At 61.3% G+C, this 15,352-nt stretch carries 14 protein-coding genes; 8 read left to right on the top strand and 6 right to left on the bottom strand.

Annotated elements, in window-relative coordinates:
- Nucleotides 1–20 precede the first annotated feature (20 nt).
- Nucleotides 21–968 (top strand): DMT family transporter, encoded by a 948-nt coding sequence (locus H3Z84_RS02485; RefSeq protein WP_206768947.1) that lies wholly within the window; start codon nt 21–23, stop codon nt 966–968.
- A complete protein-coding gene (locus H3Z84_RS02480) occupies nt 961–1,518 on the top strand; it encodes a carbohydrate-binding protein (RefSeq protein ID WP_199456128.1) in 558 nt (185 codons plus the stop codon). Before H3Z84_RS02485 ends, H3Z84_RS02480 begins: the two co-directional genes overlap by 8 nt.
- On the opposite strand, the gene H3Z84_RS02475 is transcribed toward H3Z84_RS02480, so the two are convergent.
- On the bottom strand, nt 1,506–2,699 hold the full coding sequence (locus H3Z84_RS02475) for a MalY/PatB family protein (protein ID WP_199456127.1): 1,194 nt from the start codon (nt 2,697–2,699) through the stop codon (nt 1,506–1,508). The two genes, H3Z84_RS02480 and H3Z84_RS02475, sit on opposite strands and share 13 nt — an antisense overlap.
- A gap of 185 nt (nt 2,700–2,884) precedes the next feature.
- On the opposite strand from H3Z84_RS02475, the gene H3Z84_RS02470 reads away from it, so the two are divergent.
- The 3 genes from H3Z84_RS02470 (at nt 2,885) to H3Z84_RS02460 (ending at nt 7,284) form a co-directional block, all read left to right on the top strand.
- On the top strand, nt 2,885–3,772 hold the full coding sequence (locus H3Z84_RS02470) for an AEC family transporter (protein WP_199456126.1): 888 nt from the start codon (nt 2,885–2,887) through the stop codon (nt 3,770–3,772).
- 44 nt (nt 3,773–3,816) lie between these two features.
- Nucleotides 3,817–4,707, top strand: coding sequence for a prenyltransferase (locus tag H3Z84_RS02465; RefSeq protein ID WP_199456125.1), 891 nt, complete (start codon nt 3,817–3,819; stop codon nt 4,705–4,707).
- Between the two features lie 78 nt (nt 4,708–4,785).
- A complete protein-coding gene (locus H3Z84_RS02460) occupies nt 4,786–7,284 on the top strand; it encodes an acyl-CoA dehydrogenase (RefSeq protein ID WP_199456124.1) in 2,499 nt (832 codons plus the stop codon).
- Nucleotides 7,285–7,625: 341 nt separating this feature from the next.
- Here the strand turns inward: H3Z84_RS02460 and H3Z84_RS02455 are convergent, their stop codons facing one another.
- The gene (locus H3Z84_RS02455; RefSeq protein ID WP_199456123.1) at nt 7,626–8,573 is read right to left on the bottom strand and encodes a LysR substrate-binding domain-containing protein; all 948 of its coding nucleotides are present in this window, start codon (nt 8,571–8,573) and stop codon (nt 7,626–7,628) included.
- Between the two features lie 327 nt (nt 8,574–8,900).
- Between H3Z84_RS02455 and H3Z84_RS02450 the strand changes: the two genes are divergently transcribed.
- The gene (locus H3Z84_RS02450; protein WP_199456122.1) at nt 8,901–9,830 is read left to right on the top strand and encodes a DMT family transporter; all 930 of its coding nucleotides are present in this window, start codon (nt 8,901–8,903) and stop codon (nt 9,828–9,830) included.
- On the opposite strand, the gene H3Z84_RS02445 is transcribed toward H3Z84_RS02450, so the two are convergent.
- Both H3Z84_RS02445 and H3Z84_RS02440 read right to left on the bottom strand, forming a co-directional pair.
- Entirely contained in the window at nt 9,811–10,263 is a 453-nt protein-coding gene (locus tag H3Z84_RS02445; RefSeq protein WP_199456121.1) for a hypothetical protein, read from the bottom strand. The two genes, H3Z84_RS02450 and H3Z84_RS02445, sit on opposite strands and share 20 nt — an antisense overlap.
- A gap of 140 nt (nt 10,264–10,403) precedes the next feature.
- The gene (locus tag H3Z84_RS02440) at nt 10,404–10,988 is read right to left on the bottom strand and encodes a gamma-glutamylcyclotransferase (RefSeq protein ID WP_199456120.1); all 585 of its coding nucleotides are present in this window, start codon (nt 10,986–10,988) and stop codon (nt 10,404–10,406) included.
- A gap of 32 nt (nt 10,989–11,020) precedes the next feature.
- Here H3Z84_RS02440 and H3Z84_RS02435 point away from each other — a divergent pair, with 32 nt between their 5' ends.
- Nucleotides 11,021–11,818, top strand: a complete 798-nt coding sequence (locus H3Z84_RS02435) for a substrate-binding periplasmic protein (RefSeq protein ID WP_199456119.1) — start codon at nt 11,021–11,023, stop codon at nt 11,816–11,818.
- Here H3Z84_RS02435 and H3Z84_RS02430 read toward each other — a convergent pair.
- Together H3Z84_RS02430 and rluF are read right to left on the bottom strand one after the other, a co-directional pair.
- The gene (locus H3Z84_RS02430; RefSeq protein WP_022990652.1) at nt 11,807–12,433 is read right to left on the bottom strand and encodes a MarC family protein; all 627 of its coding nucleotides are present in this window, start codon (nt 12,431–12,433) and stop codon (nt 11,807–11,809) included. The genes H3Z84_RS02435 and H3Z84_RS02430 overlap by 12 nt on opposite strands.
- Nucleotides 12,434–12,521: 88 nt before the next feature.
- Entirely contained in the window at nt 12,522–13,520 is a 999-nt protein-coding gene (gene rluF, locus H3Z84_RS02425; protein ID WP_199456118.1) for a 23S rRNA pseudouridine(2604) synthase RluF, read from the bottom strand.
- A gap of 282 nt (nt 13,521–13,802) precedes the next feature.
- Between rluF and H3Z84_RS02420 the strand changes: the two genes are divergently transcribed.
- A complete protein-coding gene (locus H3Z84_RS02420) occupies nt 13,803–15,314 on the top strand; it encodes an acetyl-CoA hydrolase/transferase family protein (RefSeq protein WP_094624811.1) in 1,512 nt (503 codons plus the stop codon).
- Nucleotides 15,315–15,352: the final 38 nt, after the last annotated feature.

Genomic DNA, 15,352 nt, shown 5'->3' with positions numbered 1-15,352 from the left:
TGGCTGCAGATAACGCCGGCATGCTGTCGAAAATTCCAGGCCTGGCCTATATCGGCCTGGTGCTGACGCCGCTGTTCTGGGCCGGCAATGCCGTGGTCGCCCGGGCCACCGTGGAACACATTCCGCCCTTGTCTATGTCGTTCTGGCGCTGGGTACTGGCGCTGGCCATTATCCTGCCGTTCGGCTTACCCGGCATCTGGCACCACCGGCAGATCATTCGTCAGCGCCTCGGGTCCATGATTGCACTGGCCACCTTCAGCGTTGCCGCTTTCAATTCCCTGCTCTATGTCGCGGCCATGACCACGACAGCCACCAACATCGCGCTGATCAACGCCACCATTCCGATTTTTGTCGCGCTACTGGCCTGGCTGTTGTTGGGTGACCGGACCCGCCCGATTCAGATACTGGGCATTGCCATGGCCCTGGCCGGCATTCTGTGCGTGATTGCCCGCGGAGATCTGTCGGTGCTGACCGGCCTGCAGGCCCAGCCCGGAGACCTGGTAATGGTGGCGGCGGTGTTCAGCTGGGGCGTGTTCTCGGTGCTGCTGCGCAAACACGTCGTGCCCCTGCCGGCGCTGACCTTTCTGACCGCCCAGATTCTGCTGGGCACCCTGGTCATCCTGCCGTTCTATCTCGGGGACCTGCTGTGGTTCAGCGGTGGTTTCGAACTGTCCGGAAGCACCGCCCTGCCGCTGGCGTTCTTTGCCATCTTCCCGGGCATTCTGGCCTACGCGTTCTGGAACCACGCGGTGCACGAAATCGGCCCGGCCAACGCGGCCATTTTCATGTACCTGACGCCGGTTTATGCCTCTGTACTGGCGGTTGTTTTCCTCAGGGAAAACCTCAGCCTGTTCCATCTGCTGGGTGGACTGCTGATACTCGGAGGCCTGATACTGGCGACCCGAACCGGCCGGCGCCTGCACCGCCAGCCTGTCACTGCACTGGATAAAGGAGAGCCGAATGACTAGGCAGACCACCTCTGCACATTCCTGGCCGGCCATCATTGCCCTGATGCTGGCCGCTCTTTCCCTGAACGTCGCGGCAGCCCCCTGCGACCCGGACGAGTCCAAATGGGTGCCCTCCCGCTATTACCCGGCCGGAGCCGTGGTTCACCATGACGGCGAGTGGTACCAGTCCCGGGAGCTACACGAGGGCCTGGAGCCAGGCATTACTTTTGACTGGAAACAGCTGGATTCCGCACCGGAATGCTCCGGCGAGGCAGCTCCCCCGGCCCCGATCGACAAGTCCGACGCAAAAACCGGGCAATCTGCTCAGGCAGGTACGGTCACTGAAAGCCCGGATTCACCAGCCCCGGAATCGTCCAGTGACAACGAACTGTGCGAGCAGCCCGACCAGTGGCTGTTCTCAGAGAGCTACACCGTGGGCAGCGAAGCCAGCCATGGTGGCAAGATCTGGAAGGCGATCCGCCCGACCAGCGGCGATATGCCCGGGATGAATACGCCGCCGCGCTGGCAGCTGGTTGAAGATCACTGCGCCCTGGAATCTCAACTGCCCTGACCGGGCCGCTGAAGGGCCGCCTCAATACGGTCTAGGATCTGCGCCAGTACCGCCCTCGGGCAGCCGATGTTCAGCCGCATGAAGCCACTGCCCTGGCTGCCGAAACTGAGCCCCGGATTGAGGCCGACCCCTGCTTGCTGCACGAAAAAGCGTTTCAGGGCCGTGTCGTCCAGCTTCAGTCCCCGACAGTCTAGCCAGATCAGGTAGGTGCCCTCCGGCGCCGAGGTGCGGATGCCCGGCAGCCGGCGGTTAACTTCCTGCACCAGGAAATCGCGATTGCCCTGCAGATAGGCCATCAGATCATCCCGCCAGGGACCGCCATGGCGATAGCCTGCCTCGAACCCGGCGATGCTGAACGGGTTGCACTGGGGCAGGTGCAGCCTGTCGAACACCGATTTCATGGCTTTGCGGCGCTCCGGATCCGGAATCACCAGGGCCGACAGGCCCAGACCCGGCATATTGAAGGTCTTGCTCGGCGCCACCGCCGTAATCAGCGCATCATCCCCGTCGGCCAGGGTCGCCAACACCCGATGAGCGGGCTTGTCAGGATAGGTAAGATCGCAGTGAATCTCGTCGGACAGCACCACCAGGCCATGGCGGCGCGCGATGTCCAGCACCTGAACCAGCTCCGCCTCGCGCCAGACCCGCCCTACCGGATTATGGGGTGAACACAGCAGCAACACTTTAGCCTCCGGCCGGGCGGCGCATTGCTCCAAATGCTCCAGATTCATGCGGTAGTCACCGGTTTCGTCTGCCACCAGCGGATTTTCAATCACGGTCCGGCCGGTATCCCTGACCGAGCTGAAAAACGGCGGATACACCGGTGGCTGGACAATCACGCCTTCTTCCGGTTGGGCAAAGGCCAGGCATGCGGCATTCAGGGACGGCACCACACCGGGCGCCATGACAATCCAGTCTCGCTGGATGCTCCAGCCATGACGGCTCTCAAACCACTGGATCATGGCCTCATAAAGGCTGTCCGGGAACAGGGTATAGCCATACACCGGATGCTGCGCCCGCTCGGTCAGGGCACGGGTAACCGCTTCCGGAGCCGGGAAGTCCATATCGGCGACCCACGCCGGTATCACATCGTCACGGCCGAATACTGCCTTGCGGGCATCGAACTTGACCGAGCAGGTGTGTTCTCTGGCAATGGGCTGATCGAAAATGCTGCCGTTCATGGGGGCTCCGCTTGCTGTCTTCGTGAGAACGCTATTGTGGTGGCCTGGTGCCGGCGCCGCAACCGGCGGGTTGGCTCCGGCTTTGGTCGAAGAGCCACGAATTTCGCTTGCCCAATCCACCCGATACTTGCGAACCTAACGGATTAATTGCCTGCGTTGACCAAAACAATAATCGGAGCCCTTCCATGATTGGCCAGATTCTATCCACCATGCTGCCGGTATTTCTGATTGCCGGCTGCGGCGCGTTGTACGGGCGTTACCGGACACCGGATATTCAGGGCCTGAACGTGCTCAACATGGAGCTGTTCGTGCCCATGCTGGTGTTTGCGGTACTGGCCGACCAGCAGGCACCCTTGCAGGATTACGGCTGGTTGGCACTGGCCGCCACGGTGGTGGTTCTGGGTTCCGGCGTAATTCTGTATCCGGTGGCAAAGCTGCTCAAGCTGAACCTTAAAACCTTCCTGCCACCGATGATGTTCAACAACTCCGGCAACATGGGCATTCCGATTCTGGTACTGGCATTCGGGGATGCAGCGCTGCCTGCGGCCATCGTGCTATTCATTGTGGAAATGCTGCTGCACTTCTCGGTCGGTCTGTACATGCTGGACCCCCACACCTCCATCATCCGCCGGCTGCGGCTGCCCATTGTGTTCGCCAGCATCGCCGGCCTGGCGGTGAATCTCAGCGGTGTTTCCCTGCCCGGTTGGCTGCTGGAAACCCTCAATATGCTTGGCGGTGTGTGCATTCCACTGATGCTGTTTGCCCTGGGCGTCCGCATGCTGGATGTGGACTTCAGCGACTGGAAGCTGGGGCTGATCGGCGCCATCGCCTGCCCCGCCAGCGGGCTGCTGCTGGCCTGGCCGATGATTGCCATGCTCGACCTGCCGGGCCTTCAGGTAGCCAGCCTGTGGGTGTTCGCGGCACTGCCACCGGCGGTGCTGAACTACATGGTGGCAGAGCAGTACAAGCAGGAACCTCACAAAGTGGCATCGCTGGTATTATTGAGCAACCTCGGCAGCCTGGTGGTAATGCCGGTGGTGCTCGGGCTGGTATTTTCCGCCGGCTACGTATAACCGGGTTTCAATGCACGATTTCGATTTACCAGGTACGGTATTCCATGTCTGAAGCAGTAGCGGTTGTTCGCGCCTCCCGCCCCAATTTCCTGGTACTGGCACCGCTGTGTGTCGGGCTCGGGCTGGCCGTGGCCTGGCAGCAGGGTGAACCACCTGCCTTGCTGGATACCCTGCTGGTGTTCATCGGCGCGGTTCTGGCCCATGCCGCCGTTAACCTGCTGAACGAGTACGAAGACTTTGTCTCGGGCCTCGACCTGACCACCAGCTGCACGCCGTTTTCCGGCGGCAGCGGAGCCCTGCCGGAAACTCCGTCGGCGGCCAGAAGGGTGCTCTTTGCCGCCCTTGGCACCCTGGCTCTGGTGATTGCCATTGGCCTGTACTTTCTATGGCTGCGCGGCCTGCCCATGTTTGTGCTCGGCGCCGCCGGCGTAATGCTGGTACTCACCTACACCCGCTGGATTACCCGCTCCCCCTGGCTGTGCCTGCTGGCCCCCGGTATCGGCTTTGGCCCGGTGATGGTGCTGGGTGCACTGATTGCCCTGGGCGCCCGTCTGGATGCCACCGCACTGGTGTGCGCCGGCGTCGCCCTGCTGCTGGTGAGCGAGCTGCTGCTGATCAACCAGATCCCCGATGCCGAGGCCGACCGCAAAGCCGGCCGCCGGCACCTGGTGATCACCCTGGGCCCCCGCGCCGCCAGCAAGCTGGTCGCAGCACTGTTGTTGGGCAGCTTCGGGCTTATTGCCACTGCCGCCTGGCTCAACCTGATACCAGCCTGGAGCCTGCTGGCGCTGCTGCCACTGCCCATTGCACTGTGGCTGAGCCGGCAACTGCCAGCGTGCCTGGATAACCCCGCCGCGCTGAATCAGGTACTCGGTGCCAACGTCGCCGTACTGCTGTCCACCCTGGCCTTGCTGGTGCTGGGCATCAGCCTCTGAAAGCCGGTGGTTTCACTTGCAACTGACTGATCTATAGCCGATGGTTAGGGGCAAACATTTTGATATGGAGATCTGTTGATGAGTGTCCTGCTTCTGGTTCTCAGTGCCCTGGTGCTGATCTATTTCAGTATCGGTGGCAAAACCGCCGCGATCGTGATGTCCGTCACCACCCTGATCGGGGTCGCTAACGACGATTGGCACATCCTCAGCTTTCTGGTTGGCGGTATCCTGCTGGCACTGGCCCTGTTGATCACCCTGCCCGGAGACCTTCGCCTGGACAAGTTCAGCCGGCCATTGCTGGGCTGGGTCCGCAGCCGCTTGCCCAAGCTGTCGTCCACCGAACAGGAAGCCCTGGCCTCCGGCTCTGTAGACTGGGACGGCGAACTGTTCTCCGGCAAGCCGGAATGGAACAAGCTGCTGGACGCCGCCCCCGCGCACCTGACCAGTGAAGAGCAGGCATTTCTCGACGGCCCGGTGGAAGAACTGTGCCAGATGCTGGACGACTGGCAGATCACCCACGAACACTACGACCTGCCCGAAAAAGCCTGGAAATTCATCCGTGAAAACGGCTTCTTCGGCCTGGTCATTCCCAAGGAAGACGGCGGCCTGGGCTTCTCCAACACCGCCCATTCCGAAATCGTGATGAAAATCTCCACCCGCAGCGTATCGGCGGCAGTCACCGTGATGGTGCCCAACTCCCTCGGCCCGGGCGAGCTGCTGATGCACTACGGCACCGACGACCAGAAGCAGAATTACCTGCCGCGCCTGGCCGGTGGCGAAGAGATTCCCTGCTTTGCCCTCACATCGCCGGTGGCCGGCTCCGACGCCGGCGCGATTCCGGATAAAGGCATCGTCTGCAAGGGCGAATGGAACGGCAAGGAAGTACTGGGCCTGAAGGTCACCTGGAACAAGCGCTACATCACCCTGGCCCCGGTGGCGACCCTGATCGGCCTGGCCATCAAGGTGTATGACCCGGAAAAACTGCTGGGCGGCGACGATGACATTGGCGTGACCTGTGTGCTGGTACCCCGGGATACCGACGGCGTACACGCCGGCGCCCGCCACCTGCCCATGAACACGGTATTCATGAACGGCCCCACCTGGGGCAATGAAGTCTTTATTCCCATGGAACAGGTCATCGGCGGCCAGGACATGCTCGGCAAGGGCTGGAAAATGCTGCTGGAATGCCTGTCCATCGGCCGCTCCATCTCCCTGCCAGCCCTCGGCACCGGTGCCGGCAAACTGGCCAGCCTGGCTACGGGGTCGTACGCCTACACCCGGGAACAGTTCGGCCGCTCCATCAGCCAGTTTGAAGGCGTGCAGGAAGCCCTGGAACCCATTGCCGGCTACACCTACATGATGGACGCAGCCCGCCTGCTAACCGCCGGCATGCTGGACCGGGGCGTACGGCCTTCCGTGCCCTCTGCCGTGCTGAAATACCGCAACACCGACCTGATGCGGGAAGTGATCAACCACGCCATGGACGTAGTAGCCGGCCGCGGCGTGATTACCGGCCCCCGCAACTTCCTGGCCCGGGCCTACCAGGCCGTGCCCATCGGCATTACCGTGGAAGGCGCGAATATTCTGACCCGCAGCCTGATGATCTTCGGCCAGGGCGCCATCCGCTGCCATCCGTTTATCGTCGAAGAAATCGAAGCGGCCGGCATGGAAGACGAAGACAAGGCTGCCAAGAAATTCGACGGCATCTTCTACCGCCACCTGGCCCACACCACCCGCAATGCCCTGCGTGCACTCGTGCTGGGCCTGAGCAAGGGCTGGCTGGAAACCGCGCCACGCCACGGCGACATCGAGAAATACTACCGCCAGCTGGGCCGTTTCTCTGCGGCCTTCGCCCTGATGACCGACGTCACCCTGCTTACCGTCGGCGGTGGCCTGAAAGCCCGCCAGCGCCTGTCTGGCCGCATGGCCGACTGCCTGGTGCAGCTGTACTACGCCACGGCGGTGATCAAGCAATGGCACGAAGAAGGCTACCCGGACGATCAGCGAGACCTGGTGGAATGGTGCCTGCAAACCTGCCTGCACGACCTGCAGAACTCCATGCGCGAAGCCATCATCAACTTCCCGGTCCCGGCCCTGCGCTGGCCGCTACGGTTGCTGGTGTTCCCGCTCGGCGCCACCGGCCTGAACGGCCCGGATGACAAACTCGGCGCGAAGGTGGCGGCGACCATTGTGAAAGACACGCCGGTACGCCAGCGCATCAGCCGGGGTACCTTCATCAACATGGATCCGGACGATCCTCTGGGGCGCGTTCTGAACGCCTACAAGCTGGCCAACGAAACCGCCGACATGCGCCAGCGCCTGCACGAAGCCATCCGCAGCCGCGACGAAGACGAGCTGGACGGTATCGCCCTGTTGATGGGGCATCAGCGCAAGGAGCTGGTGGACTGGGCCTGTGCCCAGGGTATCGTAACAGCCGACGAGTGCCCGAAGCTGGAAGAAGCCCTGACGGCCCTGTACGACGTGATCCGCGTAGATGCGTTTGATGCTGATGGCCTGAAAGCACTGGCTAAAGCGGCTACCGGTAAGCGTAAAGTTGTCGAGCGGTCTTCGGAGTAGGATTACTTGTTTTAGGTGGAGGTCAAACCTTGGCGGGCAGGCCTCCCAAAAACCGCTCCTTCGGCACATCCATGTGGCGCTTCTGCTCCGCCATCCATGGCTCCGCACATTTTTGGGAGGCCTGCCCGCCAAGGTTCTCCCCATGCTTTCTGCAACCCTCCACATAAATCCCGGCGCAACCACGCGAACTGCACAAGGCATAGCTGAACAGGGCGGGCGAGCCTTTCCAGAAATTTGTGGAGCCATGGATGGCGGAACATAAGCGCCCATGGAAGGCTAGAGCGCTTTCTGGAAAGGCTCGCCCGCCCTGTTCAAAGCACCGAAGCAGCAGGCTAGGAGGATCACTCCCCCCGAAGCCCACCCCGAATTGCCTCGTCAACCAACCACCGGCGTAACGTCTGAATCCCACGTTCCCGCCGGCGGCTGGTTTTCCAGGCAAAGTAGAACTTATCGCCGGTCACCACCGAATGGGTCGGTAAACGAACGAAGTCTTCGGAATCCTTCCGGGTACTCAGCATATAGTCGTTGGTCAGGGCGATTCCCTGATGGAACCGCGCAGCTTCCAGCGCCAGCAGCATGTGGCTGAAATGCTGAACACGGGCAGCAGACGGCAACGGCTGCTCCACATCCCGAAACCACGCCTGCCAGTCACCGGCGGGTTTGTCGAAGATGCTGTGGGTCGATAACAACGGAAAGCGCGCGATATCCTCCGGCGACACCGGACTCTCATCCCGCCCCTCCGGCTCTGCGTCACGCCCCAGCTCCCGCCGGATGCGCTGCCAGTAATCCTGGCTGCACACCGGAAACAACCGCTCCGTGTACAAATGCTCATAGCTGTAGGCCGGCGCCGTGGTGTGGATGGTGATAAAACAATCCGCCACCCGATCCGACAACACCGGGTTCTCGCTGCTCATCTCCAGAGCCAGGTCGATCTGCGGGTGCAACCGCTGCAAATCCGGCAACCGCGGCACCAGCCAGCGCACCGCAAACGAACTGAACACCGACAACCGCAACCGGGACTCCTCATGCCCCAGTAACTGCTCACTGGCCCGTTCAATCTGCAACAGCGCCGACCCGACCGCATCAAAATACTGCCGGCCTTCGTCGGTCAGCGTCACCGCGCGACCGGAGCGCCAGAACAGCCGTTCGCCCAGATAAGTCTCCAGCTGTTTGACCTGGTGACTGACTGCACTCTGGGTGATCGCCAGTTCCTCGGCGGCAGCCGAAAAGCTGTTCAGCCGGGCGACGGCTTCGAATACGGGGAGGGCTTTCAGTGGGGGTAGTCTCATTGACGCCAGCTATCTATTTTTCTAATGACTGTTCAATAATGATCATTTTATCGGATAGTAGCACTTCATTAGACTCACCACAGAATTTCGCGGATCAGTCCGGGTTGTCCCTCCGAAAATGTTCGTAGCCATGGGTGAAGGGCGAAAGCACTTCACGGGCTGGCCAGGGATGGCCTGCCCAGGACCCTCTGCGCGACGCAGGAGCAATAAGCGCAGAGGGGCGGAGACAAGCGTACATGGATGTACTCGCAGCGGTTTTCGGAGGGACAACCCGGACTGATCCTGCCACCAAACTATGAAGGCTGGATAAAGGAAGGAAACACCAAAGTGTCAGGCAAAACCGTCAACAGCGCCATTCTGCTGCTGGTCATCGGCAACGCCATGGCCATACTCTCGGACGTCTTCATCAAACTGATGGACCCCGGCGCCCCCGTCTTCCAGTTCGCCTTCCTGCGCTGCGTACTCACCCTGGTGTTCCTGCTGCCGCTGGCCCGCAAACTCGACACAGGCAACCTCTTCGGCGGCCTGAAAGTCCACGCCATCCGCGCCCACATCCACCTGGTCGGCATCGTATGCATGGTGATCGCCCTCACCAACCTGCCGCTGGCTACCGCCAACGCCCTGTTCTACGCCGCGCCGATACTGGTGATGGTGCTGTCGGCCGTATTCTTCCGGGAAAAACTCACGCCCCTGAGCGTCACCGCCGTGTTCAGCGGCTTTGCCGGCATCATCGTGATACTGCGCCCGGTGGAGTTCAACTGGGCCGTCATCGCTGCCCTGGGCTCGGCCTTTGCCCTGGCCATCAACGCCGTCATGGTGCGCCAGCTGCCGAAAGAACAAACCACCGTGCACAAGCTGTTCCTGAACTACCTGCTGATCATACCGGCCGCAGCCGCACTGGCATTCTGGGAAGGGGCAACGTGGAACCTGCAGATCCTGGTCAGCGCCGCCGGCTCGGCCCTGTTCATCCTGGGTTACAACATCACCGTGTTGCTGGCCTACCGGCAGGTGGATGCCAACCAGGTCACCAGCGCCGAATACACCGGGCTGATCTGGGCGGTGGCCATTGGCTGGATCTGGTTTGGCGAGGTGCCGGACCTGTGGTTCCTGGCCGGCAGCATGATGATCGTGGTGCCGCTGGTACTGATCGGCCTGCGGCACCGGAGACGGCGTTCACCAGCCCGGGGCTTTAACCCCGCCAGCCGGGAAACACTGCAGAAAGAGCTGGAACCCGGGTTCAGCGGGTCTGCTCAATGATCGCCTGGGTATCGCGGATAATCCGCGCTACCCGATGCTCCGGCGCCAGACGGTCGTCGTAGCCGTAGCTGGTGCGGTATCCGTTCCGGTGATCGTCACGATACCGGTAGTGATCGTGGCGGTCCCGGTATTTTTCCCGGTATTTCCGGAGCTGCTTTTCGCGGTACTTTTCCTGTTTGTAGCGCGCTTTTTGCCGCTTTTCCCAGTATTTTCGATCATGGTCCCGGCTGTAGTGCCGGTCGCCGCGATGATCGCGGTCCCGCCATTCCGAGCGCAGGTACTTCTTCTGATGCCCCGGTGGCAGCGCCTTACCCCGTTCCAGCTGTTTCTGGATGCCCGGCGGGTGGCCGTGGCCACGGTAGCCGTCTGCCTGTGCCAGGCCGGCAAAGCCCAGGGCGACAATCAGGGTACTGCTGATCAGTAGTCGTTTCATGATGACTCTCCCATCTGTTGACCGACTGAAACCATGCTATACGGAAACTTTCCGTGAAGCCTTGCCGTCAGATTACCGAACAGAAGGGTGTTGTCAGCGCCCGAAGGGCGAATTTGCACAAGCTTTACACCGGTTGACGTTTAACGGTCCTTAACCGCGACAGGTTCGCTGCCAAGCAGGTGCGTTTCTATCGCAAAGGTATGCACACAGTCGTCGCCCAATGCCCGCAAAGACTCCGCCAGCCGCAGCAGATACTCGGAATTCGGGCCACTGGGCCCGGCGGCAGCGGCAATCTGGGCGGCGATATCCGCTTCCGGGGCCTCGCCCAGAAACGCCTCGTTATCCTCCGTGGCGATGTACACCAGCCCCTCGGCGTGGCTGCCGTCGTCGAAGGTCATGGTGGTACTGAAGCGCAGGTAGCCGTTCTTTTCCCGCACATCCAGGTACTCGAACACATTGGGCGATACCCGGTAGGCCATGCCTTTGCATCGTGCTCCGGGCTGCTCAATCAGGGTGACCACCCGCCCCGGTGCTTCCGGTGTGCCCCGATGGTCGTGGGAACCCTGCCAGAACCGCCGCGCCCAACCGCGAATAGTAGCCGGGCGTTGTTCCAGAAACGGGAAATCCACCTTGTAAATCAGCGAGCCATAGCCAAACAGCCATACCGATTCGATACCCTCAAAGTTGTACCGGGCCCGATTGTGGTCGATAGTATTAGCAGTCATTCCTGTCCTGACATATCCGGGAGACGTTTCAATTGCAGGTTTTTCATTCAATCCGGCTGGCGCTTCTGGCCAGCTTTGCCGGCTGGCTCATCCAGTGTCCGGTTAGCGCAGCCGAGCCGGACAGCCAGCCAATCCCCACCTACAGCGCGGTGGTTCAGGATATCGATTACTATCCCATCTACAAGGCTGATTTAGCCAGTAACGAGTATTCCGGTTACCTGCGGGACCTGATGGATGCCTTTGCTGCGGCCGAGGGTATCCGCTTCGAGTACACGGTGCGGCCGGTGCGCCGGATGATCTGGGAGTACACCCGGGGCCTGTATGACTTCGCCCTGCCCGATCACCCCAACTGGAACAAATCCGAAAAACTGGGCATGGAGCTGAGCTATTCGCCGCCGCTGCTGCACTTTGCCGATGGCCTGTACGTGTTGCGGGAAAACGCCGGCATCACCCGGGAGCAGATGGCCGACTACGGCACCATACACGGCTTTACCCCGTGGAAATTCCAGGACCGGATCGACCAGGGCAATGTTGAACTGATTACCGCGTCATCGCCGGAAAACCTGGTGCTGATGGCGCTGGCCGGTCGGGTAGAAGTGATCAACCTGGCGGCGCCGGTGGCGGAGTACCATTTCCGCAACCTGGACGCGACAGGGCGCTTTGAAACCGCGGCCCACCTGCTGCCGGTCAGCCTCAGCAGCTACCATCTGTCATCTGCCCGGCACCCGGACATCATCAACGCACTGGCCGATTTTCTTGAGCAAAACCCCGAAATCCCACAGCAACTGCAGGAAAAATACCGGTTTCCGGCCTTACCCTCAGGCGACTGAGGCCATAAACCCGGCAATACCGGTCAGAACAATTTCCGCCGCCATGGCCGAGAGAATCAGGCCGCTGATCTTCGACATGATGTTCAGGCCGGTCTTGCCCAGGGCTTTTTCCAGGTAGCTGGACAACCTCAGCAATACCGCCAGGATCAGCAAGCCGGACACCAGCCCCAGCAAACCGCCCGCCACTTCCGGCACGGCCTTGAGTTCCGCCCCGTAAACCAGGATGGCACCAATCGTTGCCGGGCCGATCATCACCGGAATGGCCAGGGGCACCACGGCGATGTCATCGCGATCTTCGTCCGGCAGGCCGGTGGCGTGGTTGCGGGTGCCGCTGTTCACCAGGCTGATAGCGGTGAGGAACAGCAGGCTGCCGGCCCCGATGCGGAACGAGTTCAGGGTAATGCCGATGGCATTGAACAGCAGCGGGCCGGCAAAGAACAGGATCACCCCCAGAATAAACGCCGACACACAGGCCCGGCGGATGATCGACGCCTTCTCGGCTGCCGGTAACCCCCGGGTAAGCGCCAGGAACATGGTGACCACGAAAAACGGCGCCAGCAGGAACAGGAAGCGAATGGTGCTGCTGAGGTAGGTCGAGAAAAACGTTTCAAGCATTGAGGCAAATCCGGCACAGGTTTAAAGCCGGTAAGCATAGCGCCGGTTTGCCGGTTCTGCCGTAAGGAAGAGAACCTATGATGGGTGTTCAGCGCTTCTTGATGGATGGTTTGCGGGGCTTTCCGGGTTTCGACGGTTTGCCCTTCGGGCCGGAGCCGCGTCCACCCGCTTTCGGACCGTTACCGGGCTTGCCGCCCGGGCGCTTTCCGGGCCCGCTGCCGGGGCCTTTGCGGCCTTTGCCTGCGGGGGCTTTTCCGCCAGGCTTTGCTCCGGCCCTGGCCGGCTTACCACCAGGACCCGGGCGGCCACCCTTCGCTGCGGCAGGCTTTTTACGGGGCTTGTTACCGGCCGGCTGCGAGGCCTCCGACGACGAATCCCGGATGGCGTCGAACAGCACCGCCAGTTCCTGTTCAGTGAGATCCCGCCAGGCCCCAACCGGCAGCCCCTGCAGGCTGACGTTCATGATCCGCACCCGCTCCAGCCGAGTGACCTCGTAGCCAAAATGCTCGGCCATGCGGCGGATCTGGCGGTTCAGGCCCTGTACCAGGATGATGCGGAACACAAACCGGGAAACCTTCTCGACCTTGCAGCGCTTGGTCATGGTGCCCAGGATTGGCACGCCGTTACTCATGCCCTCGACGAATTCCCGGGTGACCGGCTTATCCACCGTCACCAGGTATTCTTTCTCGTGGTTATTACCGGCCCGCAGGATCTTGTTCACCAGGTCGCCGTTACTGGTGAGGAAAATCAGCCCCTGGGAGTCTTTATCCAGCCGGCCGATGGGGAAAATCCGCTCGCTGTGGCCGACAAAGCGCTGGATATTGTCTTTCTCGGCGCTGTCGGTGGTGCTGACGATGCCCACCGGCTTGTTCAGGGCGATAAAGACCAGATCTTCTTCATCCCGGGGTTCCACCACCTGGCCGTTCACCTTCACCACATCGCCCGGCAACACCTGATCGCCCACCTGGGCCCGGCGGCCGTTGATGTGAACATTACCCTGCTCGATGTAGCGGTCAGCATCCCGGCGAGAGCACATGCCGCTCTCGCTGATGTATTTGTTCAGTCGGGTGGAGGTTCTGGTGTTCATGGAGCCCTGCCGGATGCCTGGAAATGGGATAACTCACGGTCGAATGCGGGCATCATCCCACCGGGTGGCCGCTACGGCAACCGGCAAACCGCGGTTCGCCCCCGAACTACCCCAGCATTATCTGGAACTTACACCAGCATTAGACTAAAGAATTAGGTAGTTTCACTAACACTGTTAAGCATGCTTTCTTGTTTCGCTGTTAGAATACGGCGCTTTTCTGTTCGCCCCATTGCCGACAAGGTCAGAAACCGGGGCCGTTAACCGCATAACAAGAGGTGGATCATGTCGACCGAATCCAGGATTCGTTGCCCAAAACTTAGCAAGCGTATTATGAGTGCCCGAGACGCTGCCAGCCTGATCCCCTCCGGCGTGAACGTGGGCATGAGCGGCTTCACCGGCGCGGGCTACCCGAAAGCCGTGCCCCAGGCCCTGGCCGAGCACATCCGTGACCACCGCGCCCGTGGCGAGAACTTCCGCATCAGCGTATGGACCGGTGCCTCCACCGCCCCGGAACTGGACGGCGCGCTGGCCGAAGTGGACGGCATTGAAATGCGCCTGCCCTACCAGAGCGATCCCACCTGCCGCCAGAAGATCAACGAAGGCAAGATGGAATACATGGATATCCACCTGTCGCACGTGGCCCAGCACGCCTGGTCCGGTTTCTTCGGCAAGCTGGATATTGCTGTCATCGAGGTGGTGGGCATTACGGAAGATGGCCGGCTGATTCCGTCGTCATCCATCGGCAACAACAAAACCTGGATTGACCAGGCCGACAAGGTCATCCTCGAAGTTAACCACGGCCAGAGTGCCGGCCTTGAGGGCATGCACGACGTCTATTACGGCACCGCATTGCCGCCGCGCCGCAAGCCGATTCCGATCACCAAACCGGACGAGCGCTTTGGTGAGAAGTACCTGATGTGCCCGCCGGAGAAAGTGATTGCGGTAGTGGAAACCAACTCGCCGGACCGCAACTCCCGTTTCAGCGACCCGGACGAAAACTCCCGTCGCATTGCCGGCCACCTGCTGGACTTCTTCGCCAGCGAAGTCGAAAAGAAGCGCCTGCCGGCCAACCTGTTGCCCCTGCAATCAGGCGTCGGCAACATTGCCAACGCGGTGATGGCTGGCCTGAACGAAGGCCCGTTCAACAACCTGACTGCCTACACTGAAGTACTGCAGGACGGCATGCTGGAGATGCTGAAATCCGGCAAACTGGCCAAGGCCTCAGCCACCGCCTTCTCCCTGAGCCCGGAAGCCAACCAGGAACTGGCCGACAACATCGATTTCTACCGGGACCGCATTGTGCTGCGGACCCAGGAAATCAGTAACCATCCGGAAGTGATCCGCCGCCTGGGCATCATTGCCATGAACGGCATGATCGAAGCCGACATCTACGGTAACGTGAACTCCACCCACGTGATGGGCACCCGCATCATGAACGGTATCGGCGGTTCCGGCGACTTTGCTCGTAACGGCTTCCTGTCGGTGTTCATGACCCCGTCGACCGCCAAGGGTGGCTCTATTTCCACGATTGTGCCGATGGTGTCCCACGTGGACCACACCGAACACGATGTGCAGATTGTCGTGACCGAACAGGGCCTGGCCGACCTGCGAGGCCTTCCGCCCCGCCAGCGGGCGCTGAACATCATCGAAAAGTGTGCGCACCCGGACTTCCGCCCGCGCCTGCGGGACTACTTCGAACGCGCCTGCAACAGCGGCCGCGGTATGCACACCCCGCACTTGCTGGAAGAAGCCCTGAGCTGGCACCACCGCTTCGAAGAAACCGGGCAGATGTAACCCGGTTTACAGGGCCAGCCACTGCGCTGGCCCTGTTG

Source organism: Marinobacter sp. bablab_jr003 (assembly GCF_016464245.1).
Lineage (GTDB): Bacteria > Pseudomonadota > Gammaproteobacteria > Pseudomonadales > Oleiphilaceae > Marinobacter > Marinobacter vinifirmus.
This window is presented reverse-complemented; position numbering and strand designations above follow the sequence as displayed.

Excerpts from the sequence above, each read along its gene's own strand:
- H3Z84_RS02430 (WP_022990652.1), bottom strand. The coding sequence starts at position 12,433 with ATGCTTGAAACGTTTTTCTCGACCTACCTCAGCAGCACCATTCGCTTC.
- H3Z84_RS02420 (WP_094624811.1), top strand. The coding sequence starts at position 13,803 with ATGTCGACCGAATCCAGGATTCGTTGCCCAAAACTTAGCAAGCGTATT.
- H3Z84_RS02485 (WP_206768947.1), top strand. The coding sequence starts at position 21 with ATGCTGTCGAAAATTCCAGGCCTGGCCTATATCGGCCTGGTGCTGACG.
- H3Z84_RS02440 (WP_199456120.1), bottom strand. The coding sequence starts at position 10,988 with ATGACTGCTAATACTATCGACCACAATCGGGCCCGGTACAACTTTGAG.
- H3Z84_RS02480 (WP_199456128.1), top strand. The coding sequence starts at position 961 with ATGACTAGGCAGACCACCTCTGCACATTCCTGGCCGGCCATCATTGCC.
- H3Z84_RS02470 (WP_199456126.1), top strand. The coding sequence starts at position 2,885 with ATGATTGGCCAGATTCTATCCACCATGCTGCCGGTATTTCTGATTGCC.
- H3Z84_RS02475 (WP_199456127.1), bottom strand. The coding sequence starts at position 2,699 with ATGAACGGCAGCATTTTCGATCAGCCCATTGCCAGAGAACACACCTGC.
- H3Z84_RS02445 (WP_199456121.1), bottom strand. The coding sequence starts at position 10,263 with ATGAAACGACTACTGATCAGCAGTACCCTGATTGTCGCCCTGGGCTTT.
- H3Z84_RS02455 (WP_199456123.1), bottom strand. The coding sequence starts at position 8,573 with ATGAGACTACCCCCACTGAAAGCCCTCCCCGTATTCGAAGCCGTCGCC.
- H3Z84_RS02460 (WP_199456124.1), top strand. The coding sequence starts at position 4,786 with ATGAGTGTCCTGCTTCTGGTTCTCAGTGCCCTGGTGCTGATCTATTTC.
- H3Z84_RS02465 (WP_199456125.1), top strand. The coding sequence starts at position 3,817 with ATGTCTGAAGCAGTAGCGGTTGTTCGCGCCTCCCGCCCCAATTTCCTG.
- rluF (WP_199456118.1), bottom strand. The coding sequence starts at position 13,520 with ATGAACACCAGAACCTCCACCCGACTGAACAAATACATCAGCGAGAGC.